Raw genomic sequence first — 19,409 nt, 5'->3', positions numbered from 1 at the left:
TCTCCCAACATATGCTGAGGAAGAAAGGAGGATTCGGACTTTGAGCAAATATTTAGAAATGCTGTCCTTATTCGGAGTCGGAGGGGCTCACCCCGGCGGACTCGCTTTTTCTAAAGCTGTTCTCGCAAAAGCGGCTCCTCCTCCTGGCGAGCCGATCCTTGACGCCGGCTGCGGAACTGGACAGACGGCCGCTTATCTCAGCCACCTGCTGTATCCCGTCACCTGTGTTGATAAGGATCCCCTTATGCTTGAAAAGGCAGCAAAGCGATTTGCCGCTGAAGGCTTAACCATTCAAAGCTATTTGGCTGAGCTTGAGCGGCTTCCGTTTGCTGAAAATCAGTTTTCTGCCGTTCTCTCTGAATCAGTTCTCACCTTTTCAAAGCTTGATTCATCGCTGTCTGAAATACTGCGGGTCCTTAAACCCGGGGGCATGCTGATCGGCATTGAGGCAGCTTTGAAGAAAGCCCTGCCGGAAAACGCTGTCACGCAGTTAAAAGACTTCTACGGTTTTACCGTATTGCAGGATGAAGCAGCATGGAAGCAGAGATTGCTTCAGCAAGGCTTTCAAAAAGCGGATTTCATTCCCGCTTTCTATGAAAACAATGCGCAGGAACCGACTACAGAAATGGATTTATCGCCCGTTATCCAGCCTGCTCACTACGATACGCTGACGGCTCATTACGATCTTATGCAGAAGTACGGTGAATATATGGGACACTGCGCTTTTATCGCTTACAAGTAAAACGGCGATTGTCCTCCTGTTTTCGTCCAACCTTTTTTGCGCACTCTATCATAAGCTGACATAGAAAGATAGGTTGGATAGGAGGAGAAAAGATGCAAAACTATTATCATCTTTGCCGGCAGCACCATGGAAAAGTAGCAAGAATTACAGAACGAAACGGCAGAGTCCACGTCGGTAGAATCGTACGGGTGACAAACACTAAAGTGTATATCGCCCCTGTCGGCGGCCGTCACAGAGGGTACGGATTCGGTTATTGGGGAGGAGGCTGGGGAGGCTGGGGAGCAGCCTACGGTATCGGCCTTGGTTTAATTACCGGATTTGCGCTTGGAGGTTTGCTCTTCTGGTAATAAAGAAAGCCCGCTAAATCTTTTTAAAAGCGGGCTTTTTCTTATTATACTTTCTTTACTTCATTAAAATATTCTTCAAGTGTTAACTGATGGTCATGGATGGCTTTTGCCGCTTTTTTGCCTACATAACGCAAATGCCATGGCTCATACTCATACTTTGTTACATTTTCTTTGCCTTTAGGATAGCGGATGATAAAGCCGTATTCATACGCATGGTCTTTCACCCATTTGCCGTCAGCCGTGTTTCCGAACGCTTCATTCAGCTCATATCCGTTGCTTTTGCTGGAAATATCCATGGCAAGCCCCGTCTGGTGTTCGCTTTGCCCGGGGTATGCGACGGCTTCTTTCGCTTTCTTTTCACCTTTCAGACTGACTTCATTATCGAAAATAACTTTTTGTCTGTCATAAGAGCGATATCCAGAAACGGCAACCAGGTCATAGCCTTCTTTTTTCCCCGCGTTGAACAATTCCGCCAAAGCATCGGCGGCAGGTTTGCGGATATATCGTTTCTCAATTTTCTCAGTGAAAGAAAATTCAACTTTCGGGATGACGAGATCCTTCGGTTTATAATCTCCCGGCAGCGTGTATGTCTTATTCACGAGCGCAAGTGTATTTGTCGGGTTTTGAATGGTTTCAAGCCCGTTCACTTCTTTAATGTCATTAAAATATTTGCTCTCTAATACAAAATCGCTGTCTTCTGTCTTCGTTGTTTTTTTGCTTGATGTGTCATCTGATTGTTTTGTTTGAGCCGTTGTTTTTGTGTCCTTATGGCTGTCGCCGCCTGAAATGCTGCAGCCGGTGCCCACGATTGCGGTTACGCTGAGAGCAGCAGCAAGCGAGAACCATTTAGTGGATTTCTTCATTTTACCCGTACCTTTCTTTTTTTGAATCAGAGCGTTGCATAAAGAAGAGGGCTGCTTTTATCAGCATGACCCTCATCTCAAGTTTACGATACAGTATGCAGCGCCAGTTTTATCATATCATGAAAAGTCGTTTGACGCTCTTCTGCCGTTGTCTCTTCTCCTGTTAACACGTGATCGCTTACAGTCAGGATAGACAGCGCTTTTTTGCCGTATTTTGCGGCAAGCGTATATAAAGCAGTCGTTTCCATTTCTACGCCGAGGACGCCGTATCTCGCAAGCTTTTCGATTTGCGAGTCTTCATTGTAAAACTGATCGGCGGTGAATACGCTTCCGACGGCTACAGGAAGGTTATTTTTTTGCGCTTCCTGGTACGCTTTATGAAGAAGGTCGAAATCTGCGCAAGGCGCATAATCTACACTTCCGAAAGCGACACGGTTCATCTGTGAATCGGTTGAAGACGTCATAGCCAAAATTACGTCTCGCACCTTCACGTCATTACGGATGGCTCCGCATGAACCGACTCTGATCAGGTTTTGAACATCATAGCTTTGAATCAGTTCATTCACATATATAGAGATAGACGGAACACCCATGCCGGTGCCTTGCACTGATATTTTTTTACCGTTATATGTACCCGTAAATCCGTACATTCCTCTGACTTCATTATAGCATTCCACATTTTCAAGGTAAGTTTCCGCAATAAATTTCGCTCTCAGCGGATCTCCCGGCAAAAGCACTGTATCCGCAATCTGACCTTTTTCTGCGTTTATATGTACACTCATTTCCATTTCCTCCTGCCTATTCAAACTCCCACCCATTGTACACTGAATAACGGTAAGAGACAATCATCAGCATTGATCAGAGCGATCTTGGGCAGAATATGCGGGATGACAGCCTAAGAAAAAGGAGTGAGCATAAATGGGCAAAAAACAGCGCAACCGGGTGACCGGCCAGAAAAAGAACAATCACGTACCCGTTTCAGACGTGATTGCGGCTGATGAAGCGCATGGAAAAGAGCATTCCGCCGCTAAACGGAAGCCTTAAAACAAAACGGAAGCCGGCTGAACATTCAGCCGGCTCCGTCTTACCTCGGCTGGACGAGCAAACGGTTGATTTTGCTCCATCCCGCAGGGTTAAGCCTGTAATAGGTCTTTCCTTTTCTTCCTTCGTCTATAAGTATGACATCTCCGGTCGCTATGAATCTGGCTTGATAGTCGTTTGGAACCGTATCAGGCACATTAAATACAGAAAATGCCCTTTCCAGTGCGTCTTGATGATTGTCAGCGGCCAGCTCTGTCCGATAGACGACCCTGTATCCCTTTTTCTCGCCGTAGCGGGGTGTTTGAAAAATCGTCACATCATAGGCACAAGTCTTTTTTTTAAACACGGGCAGCGATAACAGCATCAAGATCCCTCCCTCTTATTTCTTAATAGTATTAGCGTTTTTTCTCATTTTTCCTGTCTCTATTTTTGTCGAAACGGGTGATACTTTTCGTCAAAGAGCGCAAATAGAGAGACGAGGCAAAGTCCGAGACTGAATCCGGCAAGAACATCCGTCGGAAAATGCGCGCCTAAATAAATTCTGCTGAACCCGATCAGGATGACGAGAACTCCGGTAAAGACGGAGACGGCCCGCTTTCTTCTCGTGAAGAAAGGAACGTGCTTGATTAAAAAGTAGGCGATGACGGGATATATCACTGCCGAATTCATGGAGTGGCCGCTCGGAAAGCTGTATGAGGTTTCATGGACGAGCGGCTCAAAAGCGGGTCTGGCTCTTTCGATCAATTCTTTTATTTTTATGTTTATTATTCGTTCAATGAGGAAGAGAAGCGGCAAAAACACAACATCAGGCGTTTTTTTGTACATATACAGGGCTGCTCCCGTCAATAGAAGAAGCGGTAAAAGCACCGCGGTCGTGCCGAGCTCTGTTATCCATAACATCCATTCATTCAGCCAGGCAGCCCTGATCCTGACCGCCGCTTCTATCACCCTCTCGTCAAAAACCCGGACAGCATCGATCCGGATGGCTGCTGCGAGCAGAATAAACAATGCGAAAAGACCTGCTGGCTTGTACAACGTTTTCCCCCCCATTTTTCATTCTCCCGAGCCGATTGAAAAAACCGAAGCTTTTTTCACTTCGGTTCCGCAGTTTCAGTCTTCATCAAGCTCTTCGTCTATCATACATTTTTCTAATAAATAATCAAAGGTGATGTCGGCTATTTCAAAGATCTCCTCTTCACTCGGTATGTACCCGCGCATAGCAAGCTGACTGTAAAAAAAATCGGCTATCTCTTCTGTGTCAATCACAAGATCTATTTCTTTCATGCAAACACCGCCTCCTTTTTTATGTTTTATGAAAAAACCCTTCAAATTATACCCGAAAGTTCTAATCGCTTTGTCCGCTCATATACTTTTAAAAAAACAAGCCCCCGGAGGGAGAAAAGATGATGACGAAAATGATGGCTTTTTTGGACGGAGATGGATTTGATATCGTATTGGAAAAAGTGCTGAAAGGAATGTCGTTTGTCATCTTTGCCGGCTGTCTGCCCTGGTTTTTATATGTCACCGTCCGTTTTTTTGCCGGCTAGCTGAAATGCTCCCGCAGGCTTTCCAGCACAAAATTCATCATATCTTTATATTCTTCGTCACCGAACATATCATAAAGAATCTTATAATCGTTATAAATATCAAGGAGCTCATCTACAATCGATACCGCCAGCACATGCAGGGTATCAAGATCATCAGCATCGCCTTCAAACTGAAGAAGAGCGGACGCGGCGGTATCCTCGCCGATCTCATGAGATGCTTCCCCAACATAGTGGACAAACAGCAGCTGATGCACAAACTGATCCATTTCATATTTTCTCAGAACCAGCGTGAGATCCTCTTCCTCCGTTTCAAGCCACTCTCCGTCTTTCAGCCGAGTCAGCTCATAAATAATATCCTCCCAGCCATCCTCTAAATATCTCCATATTTCAGTTCTGTGGCCGATGATACGGAATAATTCTTTTCCGTAGTCCTTTACATATACGACGTCGCCGATCAGAAACTCATATTCAATATCCAATTTTTCCATATCGACGATTACGCCCTCATAATCTTTATAAAGCTGGATGGACGATTCAAAATAAAGCACTTCATTATGGTTGACTTCGTAAAGATAATGTTTATCAATTTGATGAACCTTCGTAATGGTGCCGACGGTTCCGTACATCACGACGACCACGATATCTCCCACTTGAAATTTCGGTTTATTTGGCTTCATGCTGTCTCCCCCTTGCCGCGGACTGTCATACGCTATCGTATGCCGGCCGTCATTATTTCGCATGGGCATGAAAACTACAGGAAATATCCATTTCTGCACCTGTTCAACATGTCAAAAAAACCGCACAATGTCATGTGCGGTTTTTCGTCAGGCGTGATGCACCTCGGTCTCATATTTTTCCCAAGCCTCATCAAATGTCGACATCGTTTCTAAATAATCGGCGCTCAGTTCTAAATACGAACTGAGCTCATGATAATCGCTTGACGTTTTCGGAAAGCCATGGTCTTCGTATGCCTGATTCGCAAATCGGCTGATTGCGTCCTGCGGCTTAGGATGCCTGTATTTCATTAAATAGTGGTAAAAGGATTTCATGGGTTTCCCCTCCTGATGACTGTCTTTTGTTGTACTATTATACATTTCAAAAGTGAAATTACAACAAAAGAAGACTAGGAGAAGTCAAAATAATTCCGTTTCAATATCCGTTCTGTCTGCATCAGCTCTTGATATGTGAGTGTTTCCGGTAATTTTTTGGCGTCGACTAAAAAAAGCTGATTTTCGATTTCGCCTATGACCGCTTCCTCCTGATACGTCATGCCGCAGGAAGAACAAGCGAACGCGGGTGTGTCTGTAATTTCTATGGCCCTCGTACCGTCAGGAAGCTCCCAGTATACAGCCGACTGACAAGCTGACGCCTTCTGATTGCCGCACCACTCGCATGGCTTCACGGCGATTCACCTCCGACTTCCGAGCCTTCTTTTTGCTCTTTTTTCTGCTGTGCTATAAATTTCTTTTCTTTTAATTCATCTCTCTTTTCCCTCCGGTCTTTCAGCGTTTCATGATCAGGGTTAGAAGTAAACGCTTTCCTCCTGCTGATTCTCGATACATTTTCCGGTGTGAAAGAGACCTCTTTATCCGCGAAAATAGCGCTTAGTCCGACCGGTTCGCGTTTGGCCATCGTTCCCGGAAAAACAGATTCAAAATAGTCGTCGGCTTGATTCGGGATATAGTTTTCCGGTTCGGGATAAGATGTAATCACCCCTTCAAAGTTTCTGATCACAACTTTCTCCGGACTTTGGGAGAGCAAATAGTTCGGCTGCAGGGCAATTTTTCCGCCTCCGCCCGGGGCATCGACGACAAAAGTCGGCACGGCAAAACCCGTCGTATGCCCCCTCAGCCCTTCAATGATTTCCAGACCTTTTGACACGGGCGCTCTGAAATGACCGATTCCCTCTGACAGATCACATTGATAAATATAGTACGGGCGGACGCGGATTTTCACTAAATCATGCATGAGCTTTTTCATAATCGGCACCGAATCGTTAATGCCCGCCAAAATAACGGCCTGGTTTCCGACCGGAACACCTGCGTTGACAAGCTTTTCACACGCCTCAACCGATTCTTCCGTCAGTTCGATGCTCGTATTAAAATGAGTGTTCAGCCAGACCGGATGATATTTTTTCAGAATCTGACAAAGGTTATCCGTTATCCGCTGCGGAAAAACGACAGGCGCTCTCGTTCCGATCCGGATAATTTCGAGGTGAGGAATGTCGCGAAGGTTTTTCAAAATATATTCGAGAATCTGATCGTTAATTAAAAGCCCGTCACCGCCGGAAATGAGACAGTCACGTATTTCAGGCGTTTCCCGAATATAAGCGATCGCCGCATCAAGCTGTTTTTTCGGCACGCCCATCCCGATCTGCCCGGAAAATCGTCTTCTGGTGCAGTACCGGCAGTACATCGAGCATTGGTTTGTCACGAGAAAGAGAACGCGGTCGGGATAGCGGTGCGTAAGGCCGGGCACCGGTGAATCTTCATCTTCAAACAGCGGATCTTCGAGGTCATATTTCGTTTTGTGCATTTCTTCTGACAGCGGCACGGACTGCATGCGGATCGGACATCTCGGGTTATCGGGATCCATTAAGGAAGCATAATAAGGCGTAATGTTCAGAGGAATCGTTTTTACAGACATTCTGACGCCTTCTTCTTCCTCCTCTGTCAAATGAATGACTTTTTTCAGGTCATCGACGGTTCTTACAGTATGAGTGAGCTGCCACAGCCAATCATTCCACTTTTCTTCCGGCACATCCTTCCATAATTCAATCTCCTTCCAATGACGCTTCGGCTGAAACCATTTATTTGTCAAACGAATTCCTCCTTATGAATGGCTGAAACGTAATGTCTTGCACCATATATTCATATTTTCGAGTCCTTCTGAAATCCGGCAGTTGTTCACAAGCCTGCCTCTGTAGCCGTATCCCGCATGATACAAAACGGCATTCATCCCGTAAGAAGCTGCACGGGCCAAGGAAAAAAGATGAATAATTCCCCGGCCCGAAAGTTCCTGCTCCAAGGCTTTAAACAGGTGTGCCGTTACGGAATTTCCTCTGTAATCTGACAGAACTGCGCAATCGGTCATTTCAGCGTGCCCCAATACGGGATTGAGATCCGCGCTTGCCGCGCCGATAAGACGTTCCTGATCGAAGGCGGCATAATAGATGGTGTTTTCTCTCATTGTTTTTTTTATATAAAGGGGGTTAAAGACAGGAGTAGGATAGGTGAGAAAAACATGTTTATATAAGTGCGATAAGCGGTCTGCATCATCTTCATCTGCTTTTCTGAATATGAGCTTGCTTTCTGTCTGCGTCAGTTTCCGCCGCTGTGTCTCATATAAACGGTCAACAGTCGAATCTTCCGATACATATGAATCTGACTGTCTCCGTTTCTCTGATAAATAACGCACCATCACAGCAGCCTTATGTCCATTGTAATATCCGTCTATGACCCCCTCCTGAATAAAGAGATGCTTGACAAGTTCCGGCTCATCGCTGCGCTTGGCAAAGAAAATCACCTTTTGGGCCCCTTCTTGCTTCGCTTCTGCCAAAACAGCCGGAATAAGCGCCTCGGGCTGCCCGTCATAACGAATGACCCTGAGCCGCTCGTTGAAACGGTCTGCATCAATCTCGGCCGATCCGCTTTCAGCCCTCAGTTCCTTTATCAGCTCTGCCACCTCCATCTGCCACCCCGCACCATTCCATCATAAAAAGAGAAATGATTTTGACGGCATCAATTAACGCCCGGACTTCAATATATTCATTTGCCTGGTGCGCCGCTTTGACTTCTCCCGGCCCGAAGACAATGACCGGCGTCTGCCCCGCATGATGCAAAAGCCCCCCGTCCGTTCCCCACGGAGACGCTTCACGTATCGGTTTTGCCCCTTTCATTTTCTCAAAAGAAGATTCCAAAGCGGAAATCAGCGGATGGTCATCCGGGAGATCGTTCGGAAGCCACTGAGCTCCAAACCATTCAACTTCCGCCGGATGGTGTTTAAACCACTCATCCCGGTACTCCAAATCTTTGAGCCAGCTTGCGAGCTCTTCTTTTACGGCTTCAGGTGTTTCATCCGGAGCTATCCCGCACCTGCCTTCTATCACGACACGGTCAGCTACCGAAGATGGCCACGTTCCGCCTTGGACGGTGCCGATATTAATGGGAACCGGAATCGGAACATCCCGGTAAAGCGGGTCCGTGATGCGGGCGTTGCGGACGTGTTCCAGCTCTTTAAGCGCTGTGATGACATGCAGGCTTTTTTCAATCGCGCTCACCCCTTCATAGCGGGTGCCGCCGTGTGCGGATAATCCTCTTACCGTAATGCGGAACCACATAGACCCTTGCTGCTTCACAAACAGCTTTAAATTAGTCGGTTCCGGAATAAGCGCCCCGTCAGCCTTATAGCCTCTCATAACCGTCGAAAGCGTTCCTGCGCCGCCGCACTCTTCATCTACGACACTTTGAAACAGAACATCTCCTTTTAACGTAACCCCGCAGGCTTCAAGTGCTTCTAATGCAAACAAGAGAGCTGTATTGCCGCCTTTCATATCTGTTGAACCGCGGCCGTAAATTTTGCCGTCCTTTTCAACAGCGGTAAACGGTTCATACATCCATGCCGCGGGATTTCCTTCCGGGACAACATCAATATGTCCGTTCAGTATCAGTGATCTCCCGCCGCCGGCTCCTTTCTTTATGGCGGTAATATTCGGGCTTTCATGAAAGTCTTTACGTTCCGATACAAAATAAGGATGCTCTTTCAATTGTTTGACATTCGGTTCCCACACATCAATATCCATGTCAAACTGTCTCAGTTTTTCTAAAACGACTGCCTGTGCGTTAAATTCATGTCCGAACGTGCTTTTTTCCCCGATCAGCCGTTTCAGCAGACTTACCGCTTTTGCCGCATTTTCTTCCGCCCACTCAGTTATTTTCTTTTCTAATTGATCCATGGACAGGCCCCCTTTTCAGAAAACATTCTCCCAATCTGATTTCGGCATCCGTCGTTTGGATGACATCGTCTATCGTCGAACCATTCAGCAGTTCCTCAAGAACAAAAGTCCCATCCTCTATGCTGATGACGGCTTTCTCTGTAATAATGAGGTCTGCACAGCCCGAGGCCGTAAGCGGCAATGAACAGCTTTCGACTAATTTCGGCCGGCCCTTCTGATCGGTGTGGCTCATGACGACAACCACTTTTTTCGCACCTTGGGCAAGCTCCATCGCCCCGCCCATTCCCGGCACTTTTTTCCCCGGGACGAGCCAGTTGGCGAGATCACCTGTCCGGCTGACCTGCAATGCGCCTAAAATGGTAATATCAATCAGCCCTTTTCTGATCATGGCAAAAGACAGCGCTGAATCAAAATATGAGGCTCCCTTTACCGTACTGACGGGAAATCCGGCGGCATTGCATAAGAGTTCATCCTCCGCTCCGGGCTCAGGACTTCCTCCTATCCCAAGAACGCCGTTTTCCGCCTGCAGCATCACCCCCATGCCGGCCGGCAGAAAGTTCGGCACTAAAGAAGGAATGCCGATCCCCAGGTTGACAATCATACCTGAGGTAATTTCACTGGCGGCCCGCCTTGCGATACTCTCTCTTTCCGCTATTCCCAAGCCCATTTCCATTTCACTCCTTCACTTTGCACGACACCCTCCACAAAAACGCCCGGTGTTACAATATGCTCGCTGTCAAGTTCGCCGGCCTGCACAATTTCCGCCGCCTCAGCAAAGGTTCTTTCGGCCGCAGCCGCCATCAGAGGGTTCATGTTGCGCGCCGTTTTGTCATACGTCAAATTCCCGAATTCATCAGCAGTATGTGCCGACACAAAAGCAAAATCAGCCGTCAGCGCTTTTTCAACTAAATAGGGTTTTCCGTCAATCGTTACAGTTTCTTTGTTCTCGCAAACGGTTGCGTTATCAATCCCGATATCCGTTAAAATACCGCCAAGCCCCGCTCCGCCTGCGCGAATCCGTTCGGCAAGCGTCCCTTGAGGCGAAAATTCCACCTCCAGCGTTCCGTCAGTCATTTGACTGCCCGCTACTGGGTTTGAGCCGATATGGGAAGCGATCAGCCGTTTCACCCGTTTATGAACGATAAGCGGGCCAATACCGATTTCCGGAAAGCCGGCATCATTACAGATGACAGTCAGCTCTTTAACGCCGCTTTCTAAAATCGCTTCGATTAATGACGGAGGAGACCCCACACCCCCGAAACCGCCGAACATGATGACAGATTCGTCCTTGACATCGGCAATTGCTTCATGAATATCGATTTTTTTATGAAAAATAGACATGTCAGTTCAATCCCTCTTCATCATTTTTTCTGCTGCTTCTTCTGCAGCTAGTGAAAATAGATCTGACAGTTCATCCAGCTCAGCATGGGAAGCCGTCAACGGCGGCGCGATGATGACGGCGTCTCCTTCGCCGCTGTCAATACCGGGCTTTGCAGGGTAAATCAGCAGCCCCCGTTTTTTTGCTTCTGTTATCATTTTTTCTGTAAACGCCTGTTTTTTCGGAAAAACTTCCTTTGTCGTTTTATCTTTGACGAACTCCACCCCGATCAGAAGGCCTTTTCCGCGGACATCCCCGATCACCCCGCTGCGCTCTTTGATTTGTTCTAATTTCCGCCTCAGTATTGCGCCTTTTTCCTCTGCCTGCTGAAGCAGCCCATGTTTCTTGACATAGCGAAGCACCTCAAGCGCCGCTCTTGCACAGTATGGATTGGCGCTGTACGTATGCCCGCTCATAATGGCCCCGGAGCCCCGCTTGATCGTTTCAATGATGTCATCAGAGGCAACGGCTGCCGCAATCGGAGCGTAACCGGCGCCTAACCCTTTTCCGAGCACCGCGATATCAGGCACGATTCCCCAATGCTCAGAAGCAAGCATCCGTCCTGTTCTTCCGAGCCCCGTCATGACTTCATCCGCGATAAACAAAATACGGTGCCTGCGGCAGACATCCTTAAGCGCTTCATAGTAGCCTGCCGGCGGAGTGATGGCAGCCCCGGCCGCTCCGACAATCGGTTCTGCGACAAAACCGGCGATAAATGAGGCGCCGATCCGTTTAACAGCCGTTTCCAGCTCCTCTGCCGCAGCTTTTACAAATTCCTCTCCCTGCAGCTCCGAACGGTACATATTCGGCGCTGAAACGGCAGGAAACCGTTCAAGCAGCTGGGTGAAACGGTATCTCCGTTCATAAAACCCCGATAATGAAAGCGCTCCCAAAGTAATTCCGTGGTAACTTCCCCATCTTGATAAAAAGACGGATTTTTGGTATTGGCCTTTTTCCTGCCAATATTGAACGGCCATTTTCATCGCTGTTTCAACTGCCTCTGAGCCGCTGTTTACAAAAAATGACCAATTCAGCCCGCCCGGCAGATGATCAGCCAGAAATAAAGCCAGCTCCTCTGCCGGCGCACTGGTGAATTGCGAGCGATACACAAACGAAACGGAGTCAAGCTGCTCTTTTAAAGCTTGTATAATATCCTCCGTCCCGTGGCCGATATTGCAAGTGACCGCACCCGATGCCCCGTCAAGATACTTGTTCCCCTCCAGATCATACACATATGATCCTTTTCCATGGCTGACTGTCGGATAGATCCCGTCAAGCTCCGGTTTGATTAAATAACTCCCCATATCTTTCCACCTCAAAAACCCATTTGCTTCATTGTATGAACAGATGAATAACAGCATTCTTATCCTTCAGAAAGTTTTTTTGCAGAAAATACCTTTCTGTAAAACAGGCTGCCGGAGATATCCCGACAGCCTGAAGAGCGTTCTCAGTTCTGCTATTTATCTGCTCAGCTCATCATCACAGCAATTTTGATCGGAATCGGCATAAGCAGAAGGCGAAAATTCCCGTCTTCTTTACTGTATGGGAACCAATATTTCACACAATTGATCATTCACCTTTTGTAAGGTATACCTTTCGATAATGGGCTGATCTCTTACGATTAGATTATTTTTTTCGATCTCTGAAAAAACAGTTTTCCAAAATCCACTGACTGCCTCTTTCGTATGATCAAGCAAGAAAACAGCGTACCTGCCCCCGGAAAATGTGCCGATCCGAGCTGGTTCAGGCACATGATCTTGATGAATAACAGCACAAACATCATAGCGGCATTTCTCTTTAGGCGTACGATTCGGATGATCTTGCGGAATTCCTAAAATGACAGAATGATCAAGCAGTCCATTCAATTGCGCCCAATTTTTAAAAGACTCCATAAGTTCTTTATTTTGCTTTCCGCCATACTCCCCGACGTTTCGGAAATAAGCAATTCTTGATTCAGGCAATTCTTCAATTGTTATTTTCACATTTTCGCCCCCTTCTTCAGAAAGGTAATATGTATTAAAATGTTTTTCAAGCTGACTTTGAACATAACAAAAAGCCTGCAGGAAGTGATGTTCTCTGCAGGCTGATTTTCATTATAGGATTTTTTCAGTCTAACAAATAAAAGCCGCACCGACGATGATTAATAAAATAAACAATACCACGATCAGCACGAATGTACTGGTTCCGCCTCCGCAGCCGCCGTATCCAAAGCCATAACCGCCGCATCCCCCATATCCGTATCCGTACATACGAATCACCCTTTCTTCTTACGATATACGGCATTGTATGCGGGCCAACTCCCAATTGTTTTATGCGAATGCCCATCTATGTAAGAAAATAATGAAAAATTGTATGCACACGCCGAAATCTTTTGAAGCCGAGTTTCTCATAAAAGCGGTTTACACCGTCCATCCCGGACGCCACAAGGTATACGGTTTCCATGCCGTTCAGCTTTGCCGCAGCCATCAGCTCGTTCATCAATATCGTTCCGTAGCCTTTCCGCTGAAATTGATCCAGAATGGCAACTTCTTCAATTTTGGCGGTTTTATCCGCTTTGTTGATGAAAAGCTCTCCGCAGCCGATCGGAATCGTTCTGGAGGCATCGCTGTAGCACACAACAAGCAAAACCGTCCCGTCCTTATACAAAGGATATTTCCGCTCAAGCTTTTGTTCGGCCGCCGCCTCGCCAATGTAAAGGGCATCATAAATGTTCATAATAGATGACCCGTCAGCAAGACTTTTGTCCGTTCCCCAAGCGGTGAGAGGATGTCCGGCCTGCCGGTCCCCATTTTCCAGCTTCCTTGCGAAAAACAGTTCGTCCTCCACTACGTATCCCTGCTTTACCAATGTTTGTTTCAGAAGAAGCGGAAATGTGTGCTCCGGTGCCGCTTTCACATGAATATAATTGGTTTGAAGCATGTTCGGAACAGACGCAAAAAACGGAAGCAGTCCGTCTAACGGAAATGTACGGTGCAGCTGAACAAAGTTATGTGAAAAAATCTGCGGCAGCAAAGGGTCTCTATACACACTGTAATGCTCGAACCTCTGCATGCCGGAAGTAAGCTCAATATATTGTTTCTCGGTTTTAGCAAATTGATCGGTCATAAAAGCTCTCCTTTTCCTTACACATCCAACTGCATCTCTCATCCTTTTGTTATATTGAGATTTCTTATAATTTCATCGTACATCGGATAGAACGGCTTTCCAATTGGTAATTGTTTAATTTGCTGAAAGGAAATGGGTAGCGCCTTCTGATTTGCAAAAAAGCGTTTCACTACATCCTGACTGATCGGATGGAGAACCCCTCTCAAATAAACATAAAATTCACGTTCAATGCGCAACAGCATTCTTCCGGGAAGATGCTGAACACAGCCCGATCTCTCCCATCTGATCGGCGGACCGTCCGGCAGCGCTTGGATTTCATCCCGTTCTAAAGCCAGGATGCCGGGGCGTTTAAATTGGTAAAAGCGAAAGGCGTTAAGATCAATCAGCCTTTTCGTCCCGTCTTCTACAAAATAGATATGACACTGATCCGTGACGAGCTGAAAATTCGGAATACCGGCAGTGTTCTCTTCCTCGTATTGAAATAAAAAAGGATCCGGAATGACGACGGCTCTTCCTTCATATAACGGTCGCCAGCGCTCATTGACAAGCTTTCTTTTATTCCGGTCAAGCTGATATACCTTCTGATCCGTCCCCTTTACAAAAGACCCGTCAACCAGCTCTGACGGAAGCGATTGATACGTGTTCTGGAATGAGTGGGGTGTTTTATAGGTCGTATCCAACACTTCTTTTATCGGCAGAAATGATGTAAATGTGTTGAGCCTGCTCCAAAAAACAGAGTCTCCGTGATTCCAATGCATGACATCTTCGTCCCAAAAACTGCCGTACTTCTCCTTCACACGCCGAAGCAATGACTTCCTGTGCATCACTGAACAGTGATCAACGAGAAAAGCAGCCTGGTCAAGCACGTCATCAGCAAAACGATAAAAGTGGAATTGCTCTGTTCCGCGCTCGTTTACATGCACCACCTTCTGACTGGAATAGACGGCATCAAATTCGGTGCATTGATTAAGCGTTTCCGCCATGCGGCTGAGTCTATCCGGATGATATACGGTGTCATCCGTCAGATAAGTGACGTATTCACCTTTAATCCGTGAAAGCGCATCATTAATCAAAACGGCATACCGGGTCGATTTCAGCCGTTCAGCCGGATTGATAAAACTGTTGTAATAGTATATGCGGTGATCTTTTATATACGTACTGATGGCCGCCGAGGTTTCTTCATTTGAATGATCATCCATTACAAACAGCTCCCAATTGCTGTAGGTCTGTTGCAACACACTTTCAATCGCCTGTTTCACGAGATCGGGTTTGTTGTAACTCGTTAAGATAATCGAGATCTTCTTTTCCATCCCATCACCCCTTCTGAACACATAAAAAACGGCTCCGAAAATGACAGAGCCTGATATCTGTTATTAAAAAGCACCCCAGCTGACGATGCTTGAAATCGCGACATTTGATCTCGTATTATTGAGAGGATTTTGAAAAACGGCCAAATCTGACAGCACTTCTTTGACAATCACGTTCTGCAATGTGCTGCCGTTAACCAGATTGACACGTGAAACAGGAACTCCAAGCTCTTTTGCCATCACAAGCTGACGCCGCAAATCTGATTGATCTCCGGACGGCTGCCGCGATACCAAAAGAAGAAGCAGCAGTAAAAGGTGAAATTCCTCATCAAAACCCCCGTGTTTTACAGTTTCGTCTGAATCCAAAATAATTCCTCTCCTTCTTTTTTTCATCTATACAACGTATGTCGCACGCTTGCAATCCGCATAGACAGATAAAGCCTGATTCTAAATTCAGCGATTTTATTAAATATGAAAAAAATACGGCAAAACGGCATTCGACTTATACCAATCACATCAATCAGGAATATGAATAAACGTGAGGTTGAAATCGTTAAAGGAGGTGTATGATCCCATGAGCGAGGATCGTTTAGAGCTCAAAAAGAAGCTATTGAAAACTCTTTTGAACCCTATATTTGACAACAGCGCTTTATCTAGCGGCACAGATGGAGGAGATAACGTGGAAAACAATATAAAAGATTTATTAGAATCTGCAATTGATGCAAAAGTGGATGAAGCAGCTGCGCAAGACAGTCTCAGCGCTCAATCTGTTTTAGGAAGCGGCATTTCATTAGCGGCGAGATGGATTTTTGCGAGAGTTCAGCCCGGCACTGTTATCAGCATTGTGATGGATTCAGGAGACATGATCGGTCCGGTACAATTTGTTTTCTTTGACGAAGTTCACGGAATTGTTTATGTTACGCAGGAAAATTCCGTTACACCGGCAGGCTCTGCTACAACATTGCTTGACGTTGACAAAGTCGAAAGTGTCACCTTCACTTCGTAACAGCAGATGAACGTTCTATATATCCGTTCAGGATATAAAGGCATTTACACGTATTTTGACCGCTGGATCGAGGAAGGTTTTTTACAGTCTTCCGTCCGCTTTTTTTCTGTTTCTGATCTTCAGGAAGATACAATCAGCAGCATACGGGAATTCAAACCTGACATCAGTCTGATGATGGCGGGCGACCGTATTCCGTCAGAATGGCTTCAATGGCTGAGAACAGAGCAGATTCCCGTCTATCTATGGCTGACGGAGGACCCTTTTTATTTTGATGTGAGCGCAAAAATCGCCCCGCTCGCCGATGCCGTTTTGACCATAGAACAAAACGCTCTTGATGCTTACCGGCAAATGGGCTTACAGCACGTATATTATGTCCCGATTCCCGTTAATCAGCGGATTTTTACGAAACAAGCGCCTGACGCTTCTCTTCACACCAATCTGCTTCTGGTCGGATATCCGTATCCGAATCGTGTTGAACTCGTGAAAGCAGCGGCGAAGCTTCCGTATACGCTTCGTATCATCGGGAAGGGATGGCGCAGACATCTGCCTAAAACAATCGCCAGACAGAAAAATGTGCTCATAATGGATGAATGGATTGAACCTGAACATGCCGCATTGTATTACAACAGCGCAGACGTGGTCTTAAACCCGCACCGTTCTTACCGGTTTGCGCTCAATCAGAATGGACGCGGCATCCAAAATATCAGTTTAAATACGAGAAGCTTTGACATTGCGGCCTGTCAGACATTTCAGCTGACAGATCTATCTCCCGCGCCCCCTTTTTCATCCTTTGTTTCTTACAGCGGGCTTGCGGATTTTGCGGATAAGATCCATTTTTATATGACAAACCCAACTGAACGTGAACGAATTGCGGCGCTTAATTATCAAGAGACAGTGCCGGCTTACACGTATGACCAGCTTCCGGCCGTGCTTACGGCTATTCGCTCCGATACTTTCTCATGAAACGCTCTTCACATGAAAAAGCAGCTTATCCAAGCTGCTTTTTGTATGTTTATTTTCCGCTTCTGTCGGTCAGTTTTCGCGGGTCAACCTGTTTATTGACCTGCGGGCGGAAGCCAATTTTATCAGCAATTCTTTCCCATGGCACTATTTTAAAATTTTGATTTGCCTTTTGGCCGTGATCTATATTTTCCCCATCCTGTGCGACAAAAAGACCGAACGGATATTTTGGCCCAAGCCCGAAGCCCAGCACATCAATTCCGTCCGTATCGCTTGTGCCGTCTGTTTCAGGCCCGTCTGTAATGCGAAAATCCGCCACATATTTGTTCTGTCCTTGTCTGTCATAAATGGCATAGCTGCTGTTTCCCTGACTTGATGCCAGCAGATAGCCTTTACCGTCAGCAGCGTAGTAAATCGTCAATCCTTCAATGTCAGGCGTTAAATGCCTGCCGTCGGCTCGGTCGATAACCGTTCCGTTACTGCCGCCGTCCGGTTCGGCGCTGAACTTCCAAATGGCTTCATCTTCTTCCGCGATATAAAGACTGCCGTATTCATCGTCTGCTGCCATCCCTTCCGTCTGAGAATTCATTTTAAATGCCCTTACCTTCTTGCCGGATATGTATCCATTTTTGTCCGCCTTTAATTCATATTGCTCAAATTCGCCCTCTTTCCCTGTCACCATCGCGTAATATTTTCCCGTTTTTTGACTGTGGTACAAGCTGAAACCGTATACTTCATCAATTGCTGATGCAATTGGATTTTTTGGATCTGTAATGCTTTGCAATGTGCCGTTCTTTCCGTCAATGGCGTAGATCTCAACTGTATTTTTCCCTTCAGACCGGTTGGACGCTGCCGCAATATCAACTTTTTTTCCGTTTAACTGAAAATCATAGCGGATATCAACATTGTTCAGTTTCCCGGTATTATAGGCATGAAGCATCTTACCATCAAGGCTGTAAACGACTAAGCCTGATTTTTTATTGGTCGTAATCAATTTGCTGTTCTGAGGAGTTTTGGAATCCAGCCAAATCGCAGGATCGTCCGCCGCATCACCGGCTGTATCAACAGGTTCCGTTTCCGCCGCCGCATTGACAGTAAAATGATAAGGATCAGACAGCTTATGCTTGGCCTGAGAAGAAACGGCACCGCATGTGAGCATCAGTCCGGCTGCCGCGGTTAACAAAAGTGTTTTTGAATGATTCATTTTACTTCCTCCTTTTTTTAAACCTGCACTTCAATTGTAAAATACATACAGAATCATCAGTGTTAAGTTTTTGTGAAAATTGTAAGAAAGTGAAAATTCATGGTGAGAGAAGAAAAAAAGACGGGAGCAGAATTATGAGTGAATATTTAGTACAATGATTTGTTAGTAATTCTTTTTCTATTAATCGGATCAAGCGAAATGAAAGCGCATCAGATTAATGATTTTCTCTAATTTTTGATTTATTGGTTGCTTTCATTAACTCGCTGAAATTGTTCAACATATGATGCATGGTAGAGAAACGAGAGTTGGAGGATAAGCCATGCCTAAACAGCAAGCAGTAGAGCTAAAACCATTTTTTCACGATAAAACTGTTCTCGTCACCGGCGGGACAGGGTCAATCGGAAGCCAAATTGTTAAACGCCTTTTGCTCTTAACGCCTAAAGAAGTCATTGTATTCAGCAAAGATGACAGCAAACAATATGTGATGAAACAAAAATACGCGGATGAACAAAGACTGTCATTTGTGCTCGGCGATGTACGTGACTACAGAAGAGTAAACCAAGTGATGAAAGGTGTTGATATTGTCTTTCACGCCGCTGCGCTGAAGCAGGTTCCGACTTGTGAGGATCATCCGTTTGAAGCCATTCAAACCAACCTTATCGGCGGACAAAATGTCGCAGAAGCCGCTTTGCTGCAAGAGGTGGCGCATGTGATTAATATCAGTACCGATAAAGCCGTTTATTAAGATACTGACTACAAACAAATCAAAAAAAGAAGCTTACTCTGCACTCCTTTCCAAAGCAGCCTCCAATAAATGCTGAGCAAATTGTTTATAAAATTCATCTAAGTCATTACTTGCTTCATCCTGATCTATATAGCGGATACCGTAATTATCTTTATGGACAACCTTTATTGTTTTCTTCTTTAATTCCTCATAACGTTGGTAAGGTTCCAA

Annotated in this window: 28 protein-coding genes; 7 read left to right on the top strand and 21 right to left on the bottom strand. The window is 46.0% G+C overall.

Going from position 1 to position 19,409, the window contains the following annotated elements; translation table 11 throughout:
* Positions 1-40 precede the first annotated feature (40 nt).
* Together AUL54_RS00690 and AUL54_RS00685 are read left to right on the top strand one after the other, a co-directional pair.
* Positions 41-742: a class I SAM-dependent methyltransferase gene (locus AUL54_RS00690; protein ID WP_060962538.1), complete on the top strand. Its 702-nt coding sequence runs from the start codon at positions 41-43 to the stop codon at positions 740-742.
* A 92-nt stretch (positions 743-834) separates the two neighbouring features.
* Positions 835-1,089, top strand: a complete 255-nt coding sequence (locus AUL54_RS00685; RefSeq protein ID WP_060962537.1) for a hypothetical protein — start codon at positions 835-837, stop codon at positions 1,087-1,089.
* Between the two features lie 44 nt (positions 1,090-1,133).
* On the opposite strand, the gene AUL54_RS00680 is transcribed toward AUL54_RS00685, so the two are convergent.
* Both AUL54_RS00680 and deoD read right to left on the bottom strand, forming a co-directional pair.
* A complete protein-coding gene (locus AUL54_RS00680) occupies positions 1,134-1,952 on the bottom strand; it encodes a M15 family metallopeptidase (RefSeq protein WP_060962536.1) in 819 nt (272 codons plus the stop codon).
* 83 nt (positions 1,953-2,035) lie between these two features.
* A complete protein-coding gene (gene deoD, locus AUL54_RS00675; protein WP_047474591.1) occupies positions 2,036-2,734 on the bottom strand; it encodes a purine-nucleoside phosphorylase in 699 nt (232 codons plus the stop codon).
* Positions 2,735-2,870: 136 nt separating this feature from the next.
* Between deoD and AUL54_RS21030 the strand changes: the two genes are divergently transcribed.
* Positions 2,871-2,996: a hypothetical protein gene (locus tag AUL54_RS21030; protein ID WP_003153701.1), complete on the top strand. Its 126-nt coding sequence runs from the start codon at positions 2,871-2,873 to the stop codon at positions 2,994-2,996.
* Between the two features lie 40 nt (positions 2,997-3,036).
* Here AUL54_RS21030 and AUL54_RS00670 read toward each other — a convergent pair whose 3' ends face one another.
* From AUL54_RS00670 to AUL54_RS20330, 3 genes are all read right to left on the bottom strand, one after another.
* The gene (locus tag AUL54_RS00670) at positions 3,037-3,357 is read right to left on the bottom strand and encodes a YodL domain-containing protein (RefSeq protein WP_003153700.1); all 321 of its coding nucleotides are present in this window, start codon (positions 3,355-3,357) and stop codon (positions 3,037-3,039) included.
* Positions 3,358-3,416: 59 nt separating this feature from the next.
* Positions 3,417-4,028: a phosphatase PAP2 family protein gene (locus tag AUL54_RS00665; RefSeq protein ID WP_060965030.1), complete on the bottom strand. Its 612-nt coding sequence runs from the start codon at positions 4,026-4,028 to the stop codon at positions 3,417-3,419.
* Between the two features lie 75 nt (positions 4,029-4,103).
* On the bottom strand, positions 4,104-4,277 hold the full coding sequence (locus AUL54_RS20330; protein WP_013352563.1) for a YozD family protein: 174 nt from the start codon (positions 4,275-4,277) through the stop codon (positions 4,104-4,106).
* A 119-nt stretch (positions 4,278-4,396) separates the two neighbouring features.
* Between AUL54_RS20330 and AUL54_RS21430 the strand changes: the two genes are divergently transcribed.
* Complete coding sequence (locus AUL54_RS21430; protein WP_014418137.1) at positions 4,397-4,540, top strand: hypothetical protein; 144 nt, start codon at positions 4,397-4,399, stop codon at positions 4,538-4,540.
* On the opposite strand, the gene AUL54_RS00660 is transcribed toward AUL54_RS21430, so the two are convergent.
* From AUL54_RS00660 to cgeC, 14 genes are all read right to left on the bottom strand, one after another.
* A complete protein-coding gene (locus AUL54_RS00660; protein WP_016936639.1) occupies positions 4,537-5,217 on the bottom strand; it encodes a hypothetical protein in 681 nt (226 codons plus the stop codon). The two genes, AUL54_RS21430 and AUL54_RS00660, sit on opposite strands and share 4 nt — an antisense overlap.
* Positions 5,218-5,364: 147 nt before the next feature.
* Entirely contained in the window at positions 5,365-5,589 is a 225-nt protein-coding gene (locus AUL54_RS00655) for a YozE family protein (protein WP_016936640.1), read from the bottom strand.
* A 74-nt stretch (positions 5,590-5,663) separates the two neighbouring features.
* The gene (locus tag AUL54_RS00650; protein WP_016936641.1) at positions 5,664-5,942 is read right to left on the bottom strand and encodes a YokU family protein; all 279 of its coding nucleotides are present in this window, start codon (positions 5,940-5,942) and stop codon (positions 5,664-5,666) included.
* Positions 5,939-7,360 (bottom strand): lysine 2,3-aminomutase, encoded by a 1,422-nt coding sequence (gene ablA / locus AUL54_RS00645; protein WP_049628641.1) that lies wholly within the window; start codon positions 7,358-7,360, stop codon positions 5,939-5,941. Before ablA ends, AUL54_RS00650 begins: the two co-directional genes overlap by 4 nt.
* Before the next feature lie 12 nt (positions 7,361-7,372).
* A complete protein-coding gene (ablB, locus tag AUL54_RS00640; RefSeq protein WP_060965029.1) occupies positions 7,373-8,215 on the bottom strand; it encodes a putative beta-lysine N-acetyltransferase in 843 nt (280 codons plus the stop codon).
* Positions 8,193-9,494 (bottom strand): peptidase, encoded by a 1,302-nt coding sequence (locus tag AUL54_RS00635; RefSeq protein ID WP_060962535.1) that lies wholly within the window; start codon positions 9,492-9,494, stop codon positions 8,193-8,195. Before AUL54_RS00635 ends, ablB begins: the two co-directional genes overlap by 23 nt.
* Entirely contained in the window at positions 9,466-10,161 is a 696-nt protein-coding gene (locus tag AUL54_RS00630; RefSeq protein WP_060962534.1) for a 3-oxoacid CoA-transferase subunit B, read from the bottom strand. Before AUL54_RS00630 ends, AUL54_RS00635 begins: the two co-directional genes overlap by 29 nt.
* Complete coding sequence (locus tag AUL54_RS00625; RefSeq protein ID WP_060962533.1) at positions 10,146-10,835, bottom strand: CoA transferase subunit A; 690 nt, start codon at positions 10,833-10,835, stop codon at positions 10,146-10,148. The genes AUL54_RS00630 and AUL54_RS00625 overlap by 16 nt, the downstream gene beginning before the upstream one ends.
* A 6-nt stretch (positions 10,836-10,841) precedes the next feature.
* Entirely contained in the window at positions 10,842-12,176 is a 1,335-nt protein-coding gene (locus AUL54_RS00620; protein ID WP_060962532.1) for an aspartate aminotransferase family protein, read from the bottom strand.
* A 231-nt stretch (positions 12,177-12,407) separates the two neighbouring features.
* Entirely contained in the window at positions 12,408-12,854 is a 447-nt protein-coding gene (locus AUL54_RS00615; protein WP_060962531.1) for an AraC family transcriptional regulator, read from the bottom strand.
* Between the two features lie 129 nt (positions 12,855-12,983).
* A complete protein-coding gene (locus AUL54_RS00610) occupies positions 12,984-13,121 on the bottom strand; it encodes a YjcZ family sporulation protein (RefSeq protein WP_047474574.1) in 138 nt (45 codons plus the stop codon).
* A 76-nt stretch (positions 13,122-13,197) separates the two neighbouring features.
* The gene (locus tag AUL54_RS00605) at positions 13,198-13,977 is read right to left on the bottom strand and encodes a GNAT family N-acetyltransferase (protein WP_060962530.1); all 780 of its coding nucleotides are present in this window, start codon (positions 13,975-13,977) and stop codon (positions 13,198-13,200) included.
* 38 nt (positions 13,978-14,015) lie between these two features.
* Positions 14,016-15,287 carry a glycosyltransferase family 2 protein gene (locus AUL54_RS00600; protein ID WP_060962529.1) on the bottom strand — a complete coding sequence of 424 codons (1,272 nt, stop codon included), beginning with the start codon at positions 15,285-15,287 and terminating at the stop codon, positions 14,016-14,018.
* A 63-nt stretch (positions 15,288-15,350) separates the two neighbouring features.
* A complete protein-coding gene (cgeC, locus tag AUL54_RS00595; protein ID WP_060962528.1) occupies positions 15,351-15,650 on the bottom strand; it encodes a spore maturation protein CgeC in 300 nt (99 codons plus the stop codon).
* Between the two features lie 208 nt (positions 15,651-15,858).
* Between cgeC and AUL54_RS00590 the strand changes: the two genes are divergently transcribed.
* Both AUL54_RS00590 and AUL54_RS00585 read left to right on the top strand, forming a co-directional pair.
* Positions 15,859-16,290, top strand: coding sequence for a hypothetical protein (locus tag AUL54_RS00590; protein WP_016936653.1), 432 nt, complete (start codon positions 15,859-15,861; stop codon positions 16,288-16,290).
* A gap of 6 nt (positions 16,291-16,296) precedes the next feature.
* On the top strand, positions 16,297-17,253 hold the full coding sequence (locus AUL54_RS00585; protein ID WP_060962527.1) for a CgeB family protein: 957 nt from the start codon (positions 16,297-16,299) through the stop codon (positions 17,251-17,253).
* Between the two features lie 49 nt (positions 17,254-17,302).
* Here AUL54_RS00585 and phyC read toward each other — a convergent pair whose 3' ends face one another.
* Positions 17,303-18,454, bottom strand: coding sequence for a 3-phytase (gene phyC, locus AUL54_RS00580; RefSeq protein WP_060962526.1), 1,152 nt, complete (start codon positions 18,452-18,454; stop codon positions 17,303-17,305).
* 319 nt (positions 18,455-18,773) lie between these two features.
* Between phyC and AUL54_RS00575 the strand changes: the two genes are divergently transcribed.
* On the top strand, positions 18,774-19,199 hold the full coding sequence (locus AUL54_RS00575; protein ID WP_016936656.1) for an SDR family NAD(P)-dependent oxidoreductase: 426 nt from the start codon (positions 18,774-18,776) through the stop codon (positions 19,197-19,199).
* 33 nt (positions 19,200-19,232) lie between these two features.
* Here AUL54_RS00575 and sprB read toward each other — a convergent pair whose 3' ends face one another.
* Complete coding sequence (sprB, locus tag AUL54_RS21025; RefSeq protein WP_101605453.1) at positions 19,233-19,409, bottom strand: recombination directionality factor SprB; 177 nt, start codon at positions 19,407-19,409, stop codon at positions 19,233-19,235.

The organism is Bacillus sp. SDLI1 (genome assembly GCF_001553895.1).
Taxonomy (GTDB): domain Bacteria; phylum Bacillota; class Bacilli; order Bacillales; family Bacillaceae; genus Bacillus; species Bacillus siamensis.
Note: the sequence above shows the minus strand (reverse complement) of the source record. Positions and strands in the feature narration are given on the sequence as shown.

Excerpts from the sequence above, each read along its gene's own strand:
- AUL54_RS00685 (WP_060962537.1), top strand. The coding sequence starts at position 835 with ATGCAAAACTATTATCATCTTTGCCGGCAGCACCATGGAAAAGTAGCA.
- AUL54_RS00680 (WP_060962536.1), bottom strand. The coding sequence starts at position 1,952 with ATGAAGAAATCCACTAAATGGTTCTCGCTTGCTGCTGCTCTCAGCGTA.
- deoD (WP_047474591.1), bottom strand. The coding sequence starts at position 2,734 with ATGAGTGTACATATAAACGCAGAAAAAGGTCAGATTGCGGATACAGTG.
- AUL54_RS21030 (WP_003153701.1), top strand. The coding sequence starts at position 2,871 with ATGGGCAAAAAACAGCGCAACCGGGTGACCGGCCAGAAAAAGAACAAT.
- AUL54_RS00670 (WP_003153700.1), bottom strand. The coding sequence starts at position 3,357 with ATGCTGTTATCGCTGCCCGTGTTTAAAAAAAAGACTTGTGCCTATGAT.
- AUL54_RS20330 (WP_013352563.1), bottom strand. The coding sequence starts at position 4,277 with ATGAAAGAAATAGATCTTGTGATTGACACAGAAGAGATAGCCGATTTT.
- AUL54_RS21430 (WP_014418137.1), top strand. The coding sequence starts at position 4,397 with ATGATGACGAAAATGATGGCTTTTTTGGACGGAGATGGATTTGATATC.
- AUL54_RS00660 (WP_016936639.1), bottom strand. The coding sequence starts at position 5,217 with ATGAAGCCAAATAAACCGAAATTTCAAGTGGGAGATATCGTGGTCGTC.
- AUL54_RS00655 (WP_016936640.1), bottom strand. The coding sequence starts at position 5,589 with ATGAAATCCTTTTACCACTATTTAATGAAATACAGGCATCCTAAGCCG.
- AUL54_RS00635 (WP_060962535.1), bottom strand. The coding sequence starts at position 9,494 with ATGGATCAATTAGAAAAGAAAATAACTGAGTGGGCGGAAGAAAATGCG.
- AUL54_RS00630 (WP_060962534.1), bottom strand. The coding sequence starts at position 10,161 with ATGGGCTTGGGAATAGCGGAAAGAGAGAGTATCGCAAGGCGGGCCGCC.
- AUL54_RS00625 (WP_060962533.1), bottom strand. The coding sequence starts at position 10,835 with ATGTCTATTTTTCATAAAAAAATCGATATTCATGAAGCAATTGCCGAT.
- AUL54_RS00620 (WP_060962532.1), bottom strand. The coding sequence starts at position 12,176 with ATGGGGAGTTATTTAATCAAACCGGAGCTTGACGGGATCTATCCGACA.
- AUL54_RS00610 (WP_047474574.1), bottom strand. The coding sequence starts at position 13,121 with ATGTACGGATACGGATATGGGGGATGCGGCGGTTATGGCTTTGGATAC.
- AUL54_RS00605 (WP_060962530.1), bottom strand. The coding sequence starts at position 13,977 with ATGACCGATCAATTTGCTAAAACCGAGAAACAATATATTGAGCTTACT.
- AUL54_RS00600 (WP_060962529.1), bottom strand. The coding sequence starts at position 15,287 with ATGGAAAAGAAGATCTCGATTATCTTAACGAGTTACAACAAACCCGAT.
- AUL54_RS00590 (WP_016936653.1), top strand. The coding sequence starts at position 15,859 with ATGAGCGAGGATCGTTTAGAGCTCAAAAAGAAGCTATTGAAAACTCTT.
- AUL54_RS00585 (WP_060962527.1), top strand. The coding sequence starts at position 16,297 with ATGAACGTTCTATATATCCGTTCAGGATATAAAGGCATTTACACGTAT.
- phyC (WP_060962526.1), bottom strand. The coding sequence starts at position 18,454 with ATGAATCATTCAAAAACACTTTTGTTAACCGCGGCAGCCGGACTGATG.
- AUL54_RS00575 (WP_016936656.1), top strand. The coding sequence starts at position 18,774 with ATGCCTAAACAGCAAGCAGTAGAGCTAAAACCATTTTTTCACGATAAA.